Below are 15,775 nucleotides of genomic sequence, written 5' to 3' on the forward strand. Positions count from 1 at the left end.
ATCTGCTCGCCGGCCGATCAGAGAAAGACCGCGGGTCACAACCCCGTCACACACCGCGCGGCAGGACGGCGAGCAGGCCCAGCATCGCACGCCGTGGGGCGTTTTGGCGCGATTCCGGGCCCGCTCGCCGCGATCGGATCAGCCGAGGATCAGGCCGTCGCCGTCCGGGCTGACGTTGACCGGCACGGTGTCACCGTCGTGCACCTGACCGGCCAGCAGCATCTTGGCCAGCTGGTCACCGATCGCCTTCTGCACCAACCGGCGCAGCGGCCGGGCACCGTAGAGCGGGTCGAACCCGCGCTCGGCCAGCCACTGCTTGGCCGGCAGCGACACCTCGAGGGTGAGTCGCCGCTGCGCCAGCCGCTTCTGCAGCGCCGCCAGCTGGATGTCGACGATGTGGACCAGTTCCTCCGGGTTGAGCCCGTCGAAGATGAGCACGTCGTCGAGCCGGTTGATGAACTCCGGCTTGAACGCCGCGCGCACGGCCGCCATGACCTGCTCCTCGGTCCCGCCCGACCCCAGGTTCGAGGTCAGGATCAGGATCGTGTTGCGGAAGTCCACGGTGCGGCCCTGTCCGTCGGTCAGCCGGCCCTCGTCGAGGACCTGCAGCAGCACGTCGAACACGTCCGGGTGGGCCTTTTCGACCTCGTCGAACAGCACCACCGTGTAGGGCCGACGGCGCACCGCCTCGGTCAGCTGACCGCCCTGGTCGTAGCCGATGTAGCCCGGGGGCGCACCGACCAGGCGGGCCACCGAGTGCTTCTCGCCGTACTCGCTCATGTCGATGCGGGTCATCGCGTGTTCGTCGTCGAACAGGAATTCCGCGAGCGCCTTGGCCAGCTCGGTCTTACCGACGCCGGTGGGGCCCAGGAACAGGAACGAGCCGGTGGGCCGGTTCGGGTCGGCGACGCCGGCCCGGCTGCGCCGCACCGCATCGGAGACCGCGGCCACCGGGGCGCGCTGCCCGACGACGCGCTTGCCCAGCTCGTCCTCCATCCGGAGCAGCTTGGCGGTCTCGCCCTCCATCATCCGGCCGGCCGGGATACCGGTCCAGGCGGACACCACGTCGGCGACGTCGTCGGGTCCGACCTCCTCCTTGAGCATCACGTTCTCGCGGGCCTCGGCGGCCGGCAACGCGGCGTCGAGTTGCTTCTCGAGTTCCGGGATCCGGCCGTAGCGCAGCTCTGCGGCGCGCGCGAGGTCGCCGTCGCGTTCGGCCCGGTCGGACTCGCCGCGCAGCCCGTCGAGCTGTTCCTTGAGCTCGCGGACGATGTCGATGGCGTTCTTCTCGTTCTGCCAGCGGGTGGTCAGCTCGGCCAACTGCTCCTTCTTGTCGGCCAGCTCCGAGCGCAGCTTCTCCAGCCGCTCCTTGGACGCCTCGTCCTCTTCCTTGGCGAGCGCCATCTCCTCGATCTCGAGGCGACGCACGACGCGTTCGACCTCGTCGATCTCGACGGGCCGGGAGTCGATCTCCATCCGCAGCCGCGAGGCGGCCTCGTCGACCAGGTCGATGGCCTTGTCCGGCAGGAAGCGCGAGGTGATGTAGCGGTCACTGAGCGTGGCCGCGGCCACCAGCGCGGAGTCGGTGATGCGCACGCCGTGGTGCACCTCGTAGCGGTCCTTGAGGCCGCGCAGGATGCCCACGGTGTCCTCCACCGTCGGCTCCCCGACGTAGACCTGCTGGAACCGGCGTTCCAGCGCGGCGTCCTTCTCGATGTACTTGCGGTACTCGTCGAGCGTGGTCGCGCCGACCAGCCGCAGCTCACCGCGGGCCAGCATCGGCTTGATCATGTTGCCGGCGTCCATCGCGCCCTCGCCGGTGGCACCGGCGCCGACGATGGTGTGCAACTCGTCGATGAACGTGATGACCTGACCGGCCGAGTTCTTGATGTCGTCCAGGACGGCCTTGAGCCGCTCCTCGAACTCGCCGCGGTACTTGGCGCCGGCCACCATGGAGCCGAGGTCCAGGCCGATGACGGTCTTGTCGCGCAGGCTCTCCGGCACGTCGCCGGCGACGATGCGCTGGGCCAGGCCCTCGACGATGGCGGTCTTGCCGACGCCGGGTTCACCGATGAGCACCGGGTTGTTCTTGGTGCGACGACTCAGCACCTGGATGACGCGGCGGATCTCGGTGTCCCGCCCGATGACCGGGTCCAGCTTGCCCTCGCGGGCGCGCGCGGTCAGGTCGGTGGAGTACTTCTCCAGCGCCTGGTAGCTGCCCTCGGGGTCCGGGCTGGTGACCCGGGCGCTGCCGCGCACCTTGACGAACGCCTCGCGCAGCGCGTCGGGCGAGGCGCCGTGTTCGGTCAGCAGCTTGGCGACGTCACCGGTGCCGGTGGCCAGGCCGACCAGCAGATGCTCGGTGGAGACGTACTCGTCGTCCATCTCGGTGGCCAGTTGCTGCGCGACGGTGATCGCCGACAGCGACTCCGGGGACAGCTGCGGGCTGGTGTTGGCGCCGCTGGCGCTGGGCAGCCGGTCGAGTTCGCGTTGCGCCCCGACCCGAATGGTCGCGGGATCAACTCCGACCGCCTCCAGCAACGGCGCGGCGATCCCGTCGTTCTGGGTGAGCAGTGCCATCAACAAATGGGCGGGGGTGATCTGCGGGTTCCCCGCGGCGGTAGCCGCCTGCAGGGCCGCGGTCAGCGCCGCCTGGGTCTTCGTGGTCGGGTTGAACGAGTCCACGACACCTCCACTCTTTCTGTAGAAGGGGCCAGCAGGTGGCCCGATAAATGCTTGTCCTATCCATCAACGCAGTCAAGGTTGAGTCTGTTCCGCTCAACTCTATCTTTTTTTGGGCGCACGCGGGACCGGACCCGGCTAAGTTGAGCGGGTGAGTCCCAGCTTCGGTTCTGCGCTCGCCGAACTCATCCCGTTGGCCCTGGTGATCGCGCTGTCCCCGCTGAGCATCATCCCGGCGGTGCTGACCCTGCACACGGCCCGGCCGCGGCCGACCGCGCTGGCGTTCGCCGCCGGCTGGCTGCTGGGCCTGGGGGCGCTGACCTCGATCTTCGTCGCGGTCTCCGATCTGCTCGGCAACCTGGACAAGCCGCCGTCGTGGGCGTCCTGGCTGCGCATCGTGATCGGCGCGCTGCTGACCGTGTTCGGCCTCTACCGCTGGGCCAACCGCAAGAAGTCCGAACATTCGCCGGCCTGGATGCGCAAGCTCGGCAGCCTGACCCCGGCGCGCGCCCTGGTGACCGCGGCGGCGCTGGTCGTGGCCAACCCCAAGGTGCTGTTCATCTGCATCGCCGCCGGTCTGGCGATCGGCACGGCCGGCATCGGGCAGCCGCAGGTGTGGGCCGCGGTGGCCTACTTCGTCGCGGTGGCCGGCAGCACGGTGGCCCTACCGATCCTGGCCTACGCCGCCTCTGGCGACCGACTCACCCAGCCGCTGGCCCGGCTCAAGGACTGGATGGAACGCCAGCACGCGACGCTGATGGCCGCGATCCTGATCGTCATCGGCCTGCTGGTGCTCTACAAAGGAATTCACGGCCTGTGAGCGTGGCGGTCCCGGCACGACGGTGCTGAGCTGGGCTAACGTTTAGTCATGTCCGATACCGGTGCCGGAGATTTCGAGTTCGAGCGCAAGTTCTTCGTTCGCGAGTTGCCCGCCGTGGTCGCCGCCGACCCCTCGCCCGCGCTGATCGTGCAGGCCTACCTGTTCGCCGCCGACGGCTACGCCGTGCGGGTCCGCGTCCAGGGCGCCGCCCCGACCGAGATGGGCACCGCCCCGGGCGAACTCGCGACGGCCCTCGGCGAGGACTCGATCGGCACCGTCACCACCAAGGGCCCCGCCGTCGGCGGCACCCGGTACGAGGCCGAGCGCGAAATCGACGCGCTGGTGGCCTCCGAGATCGTGCGCCGGGCCGAACACGTGGTGGCCAAGATCCGGTACTCGGTGTGGCTGGGCGAGGACGGCTGGGTCGTCGACCGGTTCCTGGGCGGCAACGCCCCGCTGGTGCTGGCCGAGGTCGAACGGGGCGGGCCCGTCGTCGACCTGGAGATCCCGGCGTTCTGCGCCACCGAGCTTTCCGACGACGACCGCTTCCGCAACGAGTACCTGGCCTACCAGCCGTACGCCGGCTGGGCCGAGGATTACCTGCGCGAGTTCGACCGCCGCGGCCCCGCCTTCCTGGACTCCCTGGGGCAGAACCAGTTCGACGGCAACCGGCCCAGCGACCGCCGGTAGCTCTGGTGGCGCGGGTGATTCACTGGCGATAGCGCGCCGGTATGCCCAGTTCGTCGAGATCGGCGGTCAGGTAGCGCTGCACGCTGGGGCCGATCATGGCGGCGGCCTCCTCCAGCGACACCTCCGCCAGCGGTCCGACCGCCATCACGTAGCGCAGCAGCGCGGTCCCGACCAGATTGGTGGCCGCGAGCATCGCGCGCAGCCGGGTGTCGGGGCCGCCGCCGAGCGCGCCGGCCACCGCGGCCAGGACATAGTCGCGCATGAACTCCCGAAATGCCTCGTGCGCAGCAGAATTCGAGGTGGCCGAGGACAGCATGGTGACCATGCTGGCGCCTGATTCCGGGCGCTCCCAGATGCCGAGGTAGGCGTGGGTCAAGCGCGCGCCAAGTTCCGTGCGCGGCGCCTGCGCGATCACTGTCGCCAGCCGCTGCGGATCGAGGATCAGCCGCATCGATTCGCGGAACAGCCCGTCCTTGGAGCCGAACAGGTACGACACCATTGCGGCGTCCACCCCGGCGTCGCCCGCGACCTGACGCAGCGTGGTGGCCGCATAGCCCTGCTCGGCGAAGCGCTGCTTGGCGGCCAGCAACACGTCCTCGCGGGAGACCGCCGCACCCTGGCGGCGGCCGCGGCGGCGCGGCTTTTCGGCAGGTGAGGGCATGCGCCGACAGTAACATTTCATCCAGTGTTGAAAACAGGCCCGCGTCGGCGTTACGCTCGACGAGGCAATTTCAACACCCGATGAATACCTGGGGGTCCCATGGCCACGTCAACGCACCGTCCGCCCGCCGCCGCCCAGGCCGTCGGCATCGTGGTGGCCCTGACCGTCGCGCTGGCGGTGATCTTCGTCGCGTTCGCGCTGCCGGCCACCCAGTCCGAACCCCACGACGTCCCCCTTGGCGTCGCCGGCCCGCCACCTGCCGTCGCGCAGATCGAGTCGGCGCTGGCCCGCAACGCGCCGGGGGGCTTCGCGGTCACCGCCTACGACGACCGGGACGCCCTGACCACCGCGATCCGCCACCGCGAGGTCTACGGTGGCCTGACCGTCGGCCCCGACGGCCCCACCCTGCTGCTGGCCACCGGGGCCAGTCCGATGATCGCCCAGGCCCTGACCCAGATCGGCAACTCGATGGCGCAGACCGCCGGAATGCCCTTGCGCACCGAGGATCTCGCACCGCTACCCGAGGCCGACCCGCGCGGGGTGGGCCTGGCCGCCGCCGCGCTGCCGCTCACGCTGGCCGGCCTCCTGCCCGCCATCGCGTTGGTCCTCGTGTTCTCGGGGCGGCCAGGGCTACAGACCGCCACCATGCTCGGCTTCGCCGCCGTCGCGGCGCTGACCGTCACCGCACTGCTGCGCTACCTGTTCGGTTCCATCGAGCAGAACTTCTGGGGCGTGACCGCGGGACTGTTCGCCGGCATCGCCGCCACCGGGCTGGTACTGCTCGGCCTCGGCGCGCTGTTCGGGCGGGTCGGCCTGGGAATCGGCGCGGCCGCCGCCATCCTGCTGGGCAACCCGCTGTCGGGCATCAACAGCGCACCGGAACTGCTGCCGAGCGGATGGGGCGCCTTCGGCCAGTTTCTGCCCCAGGGCGCCAATGCCACCCTGTTGCGCTCGACCGCCTACTTCGGCGACTCGTTCCCCGACCCGCGGGCCGGCACCGCGCTGGTGGTGCTGGGCTGCTGGGCCGCGGTGGGCGTGCTGCTGATTGTCGCGGCTGGAGTGAGGCAGCGGCGCTCGCGCGCATAAGATCGGGCAGCGTGGGCCTCGAAGATCGCGCTGCGCTGTCGGTGCTGCACGCCGCCGTCACCAGGCCCGACGCCGACGAGTTGATCGGGCGGTTCTACACCTGCTGGTTCGCCATCGACCCGCCGGTGCGCGACCTGTTCCCGCCGGACATGGCCGGCCAACGCGCCCTGTTCGGCCAGGTGCTGGACTTCGTGCTCGGTGAATTCATCGCGCAGCGCGCCGAGGAGCCCGTGGCGTTCTTGGCCCAGCTGGGTCGCGATCATCGCAAATACGGTGTGACACAGGATCATTACGAGACCCTGGCGCACGCGCTGTACGCCACGCTGAGCAGCGACCTGTCCGACGAGTGGACCGACGCGCTCGACGACGCCGCCCGCCAGGCCATCAACTTCATCGCCGGGGTCATGAGCGGCGCGGCCGAGGCCGAGCCGGGCCCGGGCCGCTGGGGCGGCACGGTCCTCGAACACCATCGGGTGTCCCGGGACCTCGCGGTGGTGCGGCTGCAACTCGACAGCCCGCTCGATTACCTGCCGGGCCAGTACGTCAAGGTCGAGGTGCCCCAGTGCCCGCGGCGCTGGCGCTACCTGTCGCCGGCCATCCCGGCGCAGCCCGACGGCCGCATCGAATTCCACGTCCGCGCCGTCACGGGCGGCATGGTGAGCAACGCCGTCGTCGCCGAGACCCGGCCGGGCGACCGGTGGGCGGTGTCGAGTTCGCACGGCGCACTGGAAGTCGACCGCGACGGCGGCGACGTCCTGATGATCGCCGGCAGCACCGGGCTCGCGCCGCTGCGCGCGCTGATCATGGACATGTCCCGCTACGGGGTCAATCCGCGGGTACACCTGTTCTTCGGGGCCCGCTACCCGTGCGAGCTGTACGACCTGCAGACGCTCTGGCAGGTCGCCGCACACAACCCGTGGTTGTCGGTCACCCCGGTCAGCGAGTACTCGACCGACCCGCCCTGGGCCACGGACTACCCGGACGTGCAGCCGCCGCGCGGGCTGCACGTCCGGCAGAGCGGTCTGCTACCGGAGGTCGTGACCCGCTACGGCGGCTGGGGCGATCGGCAGATCCTGATCAGCGGCAGCCCGGCGATGGTCAACGCCACCAAAGCCGCCCTGATCGCCAAAGGCGCGCCGGCGGAACGCATTCAGCACGACCCGCCGTTCGGCTGAGGACGCCGTTGCTGCTGATTCAGCGGTTGGCTGCTAATTCAGCGGCTGGCTGCTGATTCAGCGGCGCGACTGTCGCGGCTGCCAGACCACCACCGCGGTGGAGGTCTGCGGCTTGACGAGGTCGCGGCGCTGGCCGGCCCGCACCGCGGCGAGTTCCTCGGTCATCTCGGCGACGCGGGACTGCAGCGCCTCGACCTGATTGGTCAACTCGATGATGCGTTTGATGCCGGCCAGGTTGACGCCCTCGTCCTGCGACAACCGCTGCACCTCGCGCAGCAGGTCCACGTCGCGTTCCGAATAGCGCCGGCCGCCACCCGAACTCCGTTGCGGCGACACCAGACCCAGCCGGTCATAGGTGCGCAGGGTCTGCGCGTGCATGCCGGCCAGTTCGGCGGCCACCGAGATCAGGAACGTGCGCGATTCGTTACGGCGGGAATCGTCAGCTTTGCTCACGGGACATCACATCCGATTCCCTGCCCAGCCGGCCCGCGGGTCGAACCCGCTGGCGCGCTCCGCCTCGGCGTAGGCCTCCAACGCCTCGAGGGCCTCACCCTCCAGGTTGGGTGGCACCGCGACCTTCACGGTGACCAGCAGGTCGCCGTTGCCGCCGCTGCGCTTGGGCACACCGCGGCCGCGCACCCGCAGGATGCGTCCGTCCGCGGTGCCCTTCGGCACCCGGACGCCGACCTTGCCCTCCAGCGTCGGCACGGAAAGCGTTGTGCCCAGCGCCAACTCGGAGAAACTGACCGGCACGGCGACGGTCAGGTCGTCGCCGTCGCGGCCGAATACCTTGTCCGGGCGCACGTGCACGGTGACGTAGAGGTCGCCCGACGGCGCACCGCGCAGCCCGGCCTCACCTTGGCCCGCGAGCCGAATGCGTTGCCCGTCTTCGACACCCGGGGGGATGCGCACGTTGATGGTGCGCGTTCGGGTGGTGACGCCGGTCCCCCGGCATTCGTCACACGGGTGCTCGATGATGGAACCGCTGCCGCGGCATTCGGTGCACGGTTCGGAGAACCCGAACGCGCCCTGGTTGCGGTTGACGACGCCGGCGCCGTTACAGCTGGCGCAGACCTTCGGGCTGGTACCCGGCCGGGCCCCGCTGCCGTGGCAGTTGGTGCACGGCGCCGGGCTGGTGAGCCGCAGCGGCATCGCCACGCCCTTGGTGGCCTCGAGGAAGTCGAGTTCGGTCTCGGTCTCGAGGTCGTTGCCCCGCCGCGGCCGGCTGGGTCGCGGCTGGGCGCCGCGGCCGAACAGCCCGCCGAACAGGTCACCGATGTTGGTGCCGCCGGTCTGCCCGGCGGCATCGAACAGGTCACCGAGGTTGAACTCGGCACCGTCGGCGCCGTAGCCGCTGAAGCCCGGGCCTCCATTGGTGAAGCGTCGACCGAACCCGCCGCCGGCGAAGAGCCGACGGGTCTCGTCGTACTCCTTGCGCTTGGCGTCGTCGGTCAGCACTTCCTTGGCCTCGGAGGCGGCCTTGTACCGCTCCTCGGCGCTCGGATTGTCCGGGTTCCGGTCCGGGTGGTTCTCGGCGAGGATCTTGCGCGCGGCGCGCTTGATCTCGTCCTTGGTGGCGTCGGAGGAGACGCCCAGCTCCTTGTAGAAGTCCTTCTCAACCCATTCACGCTGGGCCACTGAGCGTCACCTCCTTACCTGTGCTCATCTTCTATGTCCGTCTCATCTACGATTCTGCGGGACCGTCGGGACCCGCTGCGGGAGGTGCGGATTCGGCCTCGGCCGTGTCGGGTTGCACCTCGGTGTCGACGACCCCGACCATCGCGTGCCGCAGCACCTGCTCGCCGAGCCGGTAACCGCGGCGCATGACCGTCCCGATCACCGGGTTGGAGCCGTCGCCCTCATGCTGCACCGCTTCGTGCAGCTCGGGGTCGAATTCGTCGCCTTCGTCGCCGAATCCCTTGAGGCCCAGCCCTTCCAGGGTGTCCAGCAGCTTGTCGGAGATGGCCTTCAGCGGCCCCGACTCCAGGTCACCGTGGCTGCGGGCGCGGTCGAGATCGTCGAGCAGCGGCAGCAACTGGCTGACCACCGCTCCCTTGGCCCGTTCGGCCGCCACCTGCTGTTCGCGCAGGGCCCGCTTGCGGTAGTTCGCGAAGTCGGCCTGGACGCGTTGCAGATCGGCGATCAGCTCGGCGGCCTTGTCCTCCTCCGCGGTGCCTGCGGGCTCCGCCGGCTCCGACCCCTCGGGGGCCGGGCCGGCGGTCGCCTCGCGAACCTCACCGGTGTCGGGATCGATGCGCCGTTTGTCGGTGACGGTCACCGGCTCGTGCGGATCGTTCTGACTCACTTGCGCTCCTGGTCATCCTCGACAACCTCGGCGTCGACGACATCGTCGTCCGACGGGGCGGACCCGCCGGCGCCGCCGGCGGCCTGCTCGGCCTGCGTTGCCTCGTAGATCGCCTGGCCCAGGCTCTGCGATTCCTCGCCGAGCTTCTCCATTGCGGTCTTGATCGCGGAGATGTCGGTACCGGCCAGCGCCGACTTGGCGTCGGCGATCGCGGCGTCGACCTTGCCGAGGGTCTCCTCGGGGATCTTCGACCCACCTTCGGCGCTGCGCTGCTCGGTGACGAACTTCTCCGTCTGGTAGACCAGCGACTCGGCCTGGTTGCGCACGTCGGCCTCCTCGCGCCGGGTGCGGTCCTCCTCGGCGTGCGCCTCGGCGTCCTTGATCATCCGGTCGATCTCCTCCTTGGACAGGCCGGAGCCTTCCTGGATCTTGATCGTGTTCTCCTTGCCGGTGCCCTTGTCCTTGGCGGTGACGTGCACGATGCCGTTGGCGTCGATGTCGAAGGTGACCTCGATCTGCGGGACACCGCGCGGGGCCGGCGGGATACCGGTCAGCTCGAAGGAGCCGAGCATCTTGTTGTGCGCCGCGATCTCGCGCTCACCCTGATACACCTGGATCTGCACCGACGGCTGGTTGTCGTCGGCCGTGGTGAAGGTCTCCGAGCGCTTGGTCGGGATGGTGGTGTTGCGCTCGATGAGCTTGGTCATCACGCCACCCTTGGTCTCGATACCCAGCGACAGCGGGGTGACGTCGAGCAGCAGGACGTCCTTCACCTCGCCCTTGAGCACACCGGCCTGCAGGGCGGCGCCCACGGCGACGACCTCGTCGGGGTTGACACCCTTGTTGGGCTCCTTGCCGCCGGTCATCTCCTTGACCAGCTCGGTGACCGCGGGCATCCGGGTCGAGCCGCCGACCAGGACCACGTGGTCGACCTCGGAGACCGAACCGCCGGCGTCCTTGATCACCTGCTGGAACGGCTTGCGGGTGCGGTCCAGCAGATCCTGGGTGATCTTCTGGAACTCCGCGCGGGTCAGCTGCTCGTCGAGGAACAGCGGGTTCTTGTCCGCGTCGACGGTGATGTAGGGCAGGTTGATCGAGGTGCTCTGCGAGCTCGACAGCTCGATCTTGGCCTTCTCGGCGGCCTCACGCAGCCGCTGCATGGCCATCTTGTCCTTGGTCAGGTCGATGCCCGAGGTGGCCTTGAACTTCTCGACCAGCCACTCGACGATCCGGTCGTCCCAGTCGTCGCCGCCCAGGTGGTTGTCGCCGGAGGTGGCGCGCACCTCGACGACCCCGTCACCGATCTCCAGCAGCGAGACGTCGAACGTGCCGCCGCCGAGGTCGAAGACCAGGATGGTCTGTTCCTTGCTGCCCTTGTCCAGGCCGTAGGCCAACGCGGCCGCGGTGGGCTCGTTGACGATGCGCAGCACGTTCATGCCGGCGATCTGGCCGGCTTCCTTGGTGGCCTGACGCTGGGCGTCGTTGAAGTACGCGGGAACGGTGATCACCGCGTCGGTGATGTCCTCGCCCAGGTAGGCCTCCGCGTCACGCTTGAGCTTCATCAGCACGCGGGCGCTGATTTCCTGGGGGGTGTAGTTCTTGCCATCGATCTCGATGCTCCAGTCGGTACCCATGTGCCGCTTGACCGAACGGATGGTCCGGTCGACGTTGGTGACCGCCTGGTTCTTCGCGGGCTGACCGACCAGCACCTCGCCGTTGCGCGCAAACGCCACGACCGACGGGGTGGTACGGGAGCCTTCGGAGTTGGCTACGACGACGGGGTCGCCACCCTCCAGCACCGAGACGACGGAGTTGGTGGTCCCGAGGTCGATTCCGACCGCACGAGCCATAGTTACTGCCTCCTGTATAGCTTCAATAGGATCTGAGTGAACCTCGCTCAAGACTGCTCCGTCGACCGGCGTGCTGTCAACTCATAGTTGAGTCTGATTCGCTCAAGTTTGTCAGTAGGCCCAACGGCGGGGGTTCGGGATTTGTTCCCGGCGGCGACGATGATCAGGAATTCCCGCGGGTCAACGCGCGCGCCGCCGCCAGATTTTCCAGCTGCGCCCGCGCGGCCGGGCTCACCCGCAGCGAGGACTCCGCCAGGAAATCCCCGATCAGCGACTGCGCCCGGTCCAGATAGCTGGCCCGTTCGAAATCGGTGTGCGATGCGCGCGCATGCCGGATCAGTTTCACGGCCTTGTCCAGGTCAGCACCCTGCTGCTCCGACAGATGCGAGTGCCCGAGCCGACGCCCGGTCGCCTCGCAGTCCCGCCACAGCCGAGCCAACTCCGCCACCGCGCCGTGATAGCTCTCGGCGTGCTCCACCCCGGACGGACCATGTTCGGTGCGCAGCGCACCGGCCCGCGCCGCCGCGTCGTGATACGCGGCGGCGGCCGGGACGGTTACGTCGGTGACACCCGGGTAGAGCAGGACGAGTTCGGGGTCCATCTCGTAAGCCAGGTAGGCGGTCAGGACGCGATTGTGCTCGGTGAGCGCGGCCTGCCACAGCAATTCGGCGACGCCGGCCCCAGAAGGTGGCGCCGGGGCGGGGGCCGGGACACTCAGAAAGTCACGCAGCCGAGTCCACAGGCCGGGACCGGCCGGTTTGGACACCGGTTGTGGCGCGCGCACGGGCGCCGGCCCGGACACACCAGCCGGGCGCATGGGGCGGTAGCGCACCTTTCGCCGCCCCGGTTCCTGACGCCGCACCGGAACCGTCGTCGCCCCCCGATCGGGGTGGCGCGCCAGGAGCTCATGGCACGCCCGCACCGGCAGCACTGCGATCTGTTGCCAGGCGTGCGGCGGGACCTTCGGTGTCACCCTGATGGTCAGCAGCCCGGCACGCGCCGGTGGGTTGTCGATCTCGATGCGGTGATGGGTACACGCCAGCCCGTCGACGACCGAGGCGAGGCTGACGTTGCGCCTGGCCACCACCGCCACCTGCTCGCCCGCGGCGAACCCGTGCGGTTCTGTTTCATTGGTGGACAAGGCAATACGCAGCGTGCTGAAACCCTGCCCGTGCTCGGGAGCCTCCAGCAGCGAGTACACCGGTAGGTCGTCCATACCGTCGCACTCTGCCATGAGCCCCGTGCCGCCTACGCCGAGGTCTGCAGCCACCTGTGGTGACCAGAGACCTCGGCGTAGAGGATGACCGAGCCCCCTAGAGCACCTCGGCCAGGAACTCGCGGACCCGGTCGACGAACTCCTCGGGCTGGTCATAAGTGACGATGTGGCCGGCGTCGGCGATCGTGAGGTACCGGGAATCGGGGGTCGCCGCGTGCGCGGCAGCGATCTCCGCGGCGCCGACCAGCTCATCGTTGGCGCCGCGCACCCACAGCGTCGGCGCCCGCAGCCGGTGTAGTTCGGGAGTGTGGTCGAGGCGCATGGCGCGGGGACCGTAGGACTCGATCTGCCAGTCATCGAGCGCCTTCTCCCCGTGCTGGTTCTTGGCCCGAGCCTCGGCGACCGCGAGCGCGATGATGCGGTCGAAGCCGGGGGTGGCGGTACCGGCAGTCAACTGCGTCGCCATCGCCGAGCGCAGGTAGCCCGGGAATCGGGCCAGGATCCAGCTGCACAGCCGCAGCAGGCCCGGGACGCGCATCGTCGCCCAGGTGAAGAACTGGTACGGACGTCGACGTCCGATTCCGCCGGGCCCGATCGGCACCAGGGCGCTGACGCGGTCGGGGTGGTCCAGCGCGAAGCCGACGGCCACGCCGCCGCCCATGGACAGGCCCAGCAGCGCGACCCGGGGCAGCTCGAGCCGGTCGAGGAGTTCGAGCAGGAAGCGGCGATAGAACGCGTCGTCGAGGAGGCCCTTCCACGGCCGGCTGCCGCCGTGTCGCGGCAGGTCGATGACGTGGACCCGATGGTCGACGGCGAGCGGGCCGACGACGTCGCGCCACACCCCCTGCCCGGTGTCGAGCATGGCGCCGTGCAGCAGGAGCAGGGGCGGTCCGGTGTCACCGGCGCGGTAGAGACGCACGGGTCCGCCGCAGATGGTCAGGTCGGTGCAGGTGTCGAAGGGCGAGCTCACGGGATCTCCTCCAGGTGGTCGAGTTGGGCATCGAGGTGGTCGAGCAGGGCCAGTTGCGCGCGCCGGGCGGCTGCGGCGTCCGGTGGCGCCTGGGTGGCCAGACCCCGGCCGACGAGATCCGCGAACAGCCCGACGGTCTCGCGGAGTTGATCGTCGGTGGTGGCCCCGAGGGTGCCCGGCGCGTGCAACAGGCCGATGGTGAAGACGCTGAGCATGCGCACCAGCGGCTCCGTGGCGACCTCGGGGTCGATCACGCCGGCCTCCTGCAGCGCGGCGATGTAGTCGATCAGCCAGTCGAACCGCTGCTGATAGCGGCCGTCGGTGACGGACCGGACGTGGTCGCCCAGGACGGCCTCGTCCCCGAGGTAGAGCGCGCGCATCAGCGGATCGCCGAGCAGGGCCTCGACGCCGAACCGGTAGACCGCGGGCAGGTCGACCACGTCGGTCGCGGCGCGCACCCGGCGCTGGACGGCGGCGGTCAGGCCCCGCATGCTGCGGTTCAGTACGGCCGCCAGGATTGCCGCCTTGTCGGGGAATTCGAGGTAGACGGCGCCTTTGCCGACGCCGGCGCGGGCGGCGATGTCGGACACGGTGGTGGCCGGCCAGCCGTTGTCCAGCGCCAGCTCACGCGCCGCGGTAAGCAGCCGCTCCCGTCGGTCGGGTATTCGAGGCCGGGGCATCGCGCCACCCTTTCGTAGTGACCAAATTACTCTTTATGGTCACTACGACCGTAACACGGCCCCGCATCCCGGCGGCGCGACTAGGTTGAGGACGGTGGCCGACCCTGCGCCCCCACCGTCGAATCTGCCGATGCTCGGCGGGGTGGCGGCCGCCGCGGTCGCACTGGGCGTGGCCCAGCTGGCCGCGGTTCCGCGCGGCGCAACGGCCGACGCCCGCATCGCGGTGGGCGCGAGCGTCATCGACCTGACGCCGGACCCGATCCGGGATGGGCTGCTGCAGACCCTGGGCAGCGGCGGCAAGCTCTTCCTGTCGGTCGCGGTGCTCGTGGGGATCGCGACCGTGGCCGCGATCGCCGGCTCGCTGGAGACCCGGCGGCGTCCGGTCGGCAGCCTGATCCTCGCGCTCGCGGGCGTCCTCGGCGCCGCCGCGGTGCTGTCCCGGCCGGGCGCCACGGCCCTCGATGCCGTGCCCGCGGCCGTGGGCGCACTGTGCGGCGTGCTAACCCTGCGGTTCCTGATCCGGCGCTTCGAGCGGGCACCCGGGGCCGACCGCGACGAACCGGACGCCGGCCGACGGGCCACGCTGATCACCGTGGGCCTGCTCGCGGCCGGCGCCGCCGCGGGCGTGGTCGGCAGCCTGGCGACCCGGTGGGCCGCCTCGGTGGCCGGCGATCGCGCCGCGTCCACCATCCCGCGACCGGCCGTACCGGCGCCGCCGATTCCGGCCGAGGTGACGCCGGACGACGTCGCGCTGCCGCGTTTCCTCACCCCGAGCGCCGACTTCTTTCGCGTCGACACCGCGCTCACGGTCCCGCAACTGTCCCGCGATGCGTGGCGGCTGCGCGTGCACGGCATGGTGGACCGCGAGAGGGTCTACGACTTCGCCGATCTCGCCGAGTTCGAGGTCGTCGGGGCGGCGGTGACGCTGACCTGCGTATCCAATCCCGTTGGCGGCGAGCTGATTTCGACGGGAATGTGGACCGGCTACCGGGTGTCGGACCTGCTGGCCGCCGCCGGCGTGCACCGCGACGCCGACATGGTGCTGTCCACCTCGGTCGACGGCTTCACCGCGGGCACGCCGGTCGAGGCACTCACCGACGGCCGGGACGCGCTGCTGGCCGTCGGCCTCAACGGCGAGCCGCTGCCCCTCGAACACGGCTACCCGGCGCGGCTGGTGGTGCCCGGGCTGTACGGCTACGTGTCGGCCACCAAGTGGGTGGTCGACCTCGAGGTGACGCGGTTCGACCGGGCGCAGGCGTATTGGACGCGGCAGGGGTGGGCGCCGCGCGCGCCCGTCAAGACCCAATCCCGCATCGACGTGCCCCGAAGCGGGCAGGAGGTGCCCGTCGGGCCGGTCACCTTCGGCGGTGTCGCCTGGGCGCAGAACCGGGGCGTGCGCGCCGTGGAGGTCCAGGTGGACGACGGCCCCTGGCGCCCGGCGCAACTCGGCGCCGCCTATTCGGATCAGACCTGGCGGCTGTGGAGCTTCCCTTGGCGCGCAACCCAACCCGGCCGGCACACCCTGACGGTGCGGGCCACCGACAACACCGGCGCCACCCAAACCCCCGAAGAAGTGGGGACCGTTCCCGACGGGGCGACCGGTTGGCACACCGTGGAATTCAGCGTGACCGCGGGGTGAG

At 70.1% G+C, this 15,775-nt stretch carries 14 protein-coding genes; 5 read left to right on the forward strand and 9 right to left on the reverse strand.

All coding sequences use genetic code 11. From position 1 onward, the window contains the following. Positions 1–138 precede the first annotated feature (138 nt). Positions 139–2,685 (reverse strand): ATP-dependent chaperone ClpB, encoded by a 2,547-nt coding sequence (gene clpB, locus EL338_RS21265; RefSeq protein WP_126335554.1) that lies wholly within the window; start codon positions 2,683–2,685, stop codon positions 139–141. Positions 2,686–2,833: 148 nt separating this feature from the next. Between clpB and EL338_RS21270 the strand changes: the two genes are divergently transcribed. Continuing rightward, positions 2,834–3,502 carry a GAP family protein gene (locus EL338_RS21270; RefSeq protein ID WP_126335555.1) on the forward strand — a complete coding sequence of 223 codons (669 nt, stop codon included), beginning with the start codon at positions 2,834–2,836 and terminating at the stop codon, positions 3,500–3,502. A 48-nt stretch (positions 3,503–3,550) separates the two neighbouring features. Then, positions 3,551–4,192, forward strand: a complete 642-nt coding sequence (locus EL338_RS21275; protein WP_126335556.1) for a CYTH domain-containing protein — start codon at positions 3,551–3,553, stop codon at positions 4,190–4,192. A gap of 19 nt (positions 4,193–4,211) precedes the next feature. Here EL338_RS21275 and EL338_RS21280 read toward each other — a convergent pair whose 3' ends face one another. After that, positions 4,212–4,853 carry a TetR/AcrR family transcriptional regulator gene (locus tag EL338_RS21280; RefSeq protein WP_126335557.1) on the reverse strand — a complete coding sequence of 214 codons (642 nt, stop codon included), beginning with the start codon at positions 4,851–4,853 and terminating at the stop codon, positions 4,212–4,214. Positions 4,854–4,952: 99 nt separating this feature from the next. On the opposite strand from EL338_RS21280, the gene EL338_RS21285 reads away from it, so the two are divergent. Then, positions 4,953–5,939, forward strand: coding sequence for an ABC transporter permease (locus tag EL338_RS21285; protein WP_126335558.1), 987 nt, complete (start codon positions 4,953–4,955; stop codon positions 5,937–5,939). Between the two features lie 11 nt (positions 5,940–5,950). Then, positions 5,951–7,114, forward strand: coding sequence for an FAD-binding oxidoreductase (locus tag EL338_RS21290; protein WP_126335559.1), 1,164 nt, complete (start codon positions 5,951–5,953; stop codon positions 7,112–7,114). A gap of 57 nt (positions 7,115–7,171) precedes the next feature. Here EL338_RS21290 and EL338_RS21295 read toward each other — a convergent pair whose 3' ends face one another. The 7 genes from EL338_RS21295 to EL338_RS21325 form a co-directional block, all read right to left on the reverse strand. Further along, positions 7,172–7,492, reverse strand: a complete 321-nt coding sequence (locus tag EL338_RS21295; RefSeq protein WP_235666565.1) for a heat shock protein transcriptional repressor HspR — start codon at positions 7,490–7,492, stop codon at positions 7,172–7,174. Between the two features lie 81 nt (positions 7,493–7,573). Then, positions 7,574–8,752 carry a molecular chaperone DnaJ gene (gene dnaJ, locus EL338_RS21300; protein WP_126335561.1) on the reverse strand — a complete coding sequence of 393 codons (1,179 nt, stop codon included), beginning with the start codon at positions 8,750–8,752 and terminating at the stop codon, positions 7,574–7,576. Between the two features lie 46 nt (positions 8,753–8,798). After that, positions 8,799–9,419: a nucleotide exchange factor GrpE gene (gene grpE / locus EL338_RS21305; RefSeq protein WP_126335562.1), complete on the reverse strand. Its 621-nt coding sequence runs from the start codon at positions 9,417–9,419 to the stop codon at positions 8,799–8,801. After that, positions 9,416–11,269 (reverse strand): molecular chaperone DnaK, encoded by a 1,854-nt coding sequence (gene dnaK, locus EL338_RS21310; protein ID WP_126335563.1) that lies wholly within the window; start codon positions 11,267–11,269, stop codon positions 9,416–9,418. Before dnaK ends, grpE begins: the two co-directional genes overlap by 4 nt. 163 nt (positions 11,270–11,432) lie before the next feature. Continuing rightward, on the reverse strand, positions 11,433–12,485 hold the full coding sequence (locus EL338_RS21315; protein ID WP_126335564.1) for a hypothetical protein: 1,053 nt from the start codon (positions 12,483–12,485) through the stop codon (positions 11,433–11,435). Between the two features lie 97 nt (positions 12,486–12,582). Next, the gene (locus EL338_RS21320; RefSeq protein WP_126335565.1) at positions 12,583–13,455 is read right to left on the reverse strand and encodes an alpha/beta fold hydrolase; all 873 of its coding nucleotides are present in this window, start codon (positions 13,453–13,455) and stop codon (positions 12,583–12,585) included. Next, positions 13,452–14,135 carry a TetR/AcrR family transcriptional regulator gene (locus EL338_RS21325; RefSeq protein WP_126335566.1) on the reverse strand — a complete coding sequence of 228 codons (684 nt, stop codon included), beginning with the start codon at positions 14,133–14,135 and terminating at the stop codon, positions 13,452–13,454. The genes EL338_RS21320 and EL338_RS21325 overlap by 4 nt, the downstream gene beginning before the upstream one ends. Positions 14,136–14,265: 130 nt before the next feature. Here EL338_RS21325 and EL338_RS21330 point away from each other — a divergent pair, with 130 nt between their 5' ends. Beyond that, on the forward strand, positions 14,266–15,774 hold the full coding sequence (locus EL338_RS21330; RefSeq protein WP_126337010.1) for a molybdopterin-dependent oxidoreductase: 1,509 nt from the start codon (positions 14,266–14,268) through the stop codon (positions 15,772–15,774). The last annotated feature ends 1 nt before the right edge of the window (position 15,775 follow it).

The organism is Mycolicibacterium chitae, assembly GCF_900637205.1.
Lineage (GTDB): Bacteria > Actinomycetota > Actinomycetes > Mycobacteriales > Mycobacteriaceae > Mycobacterium > Mycobacterium chitae.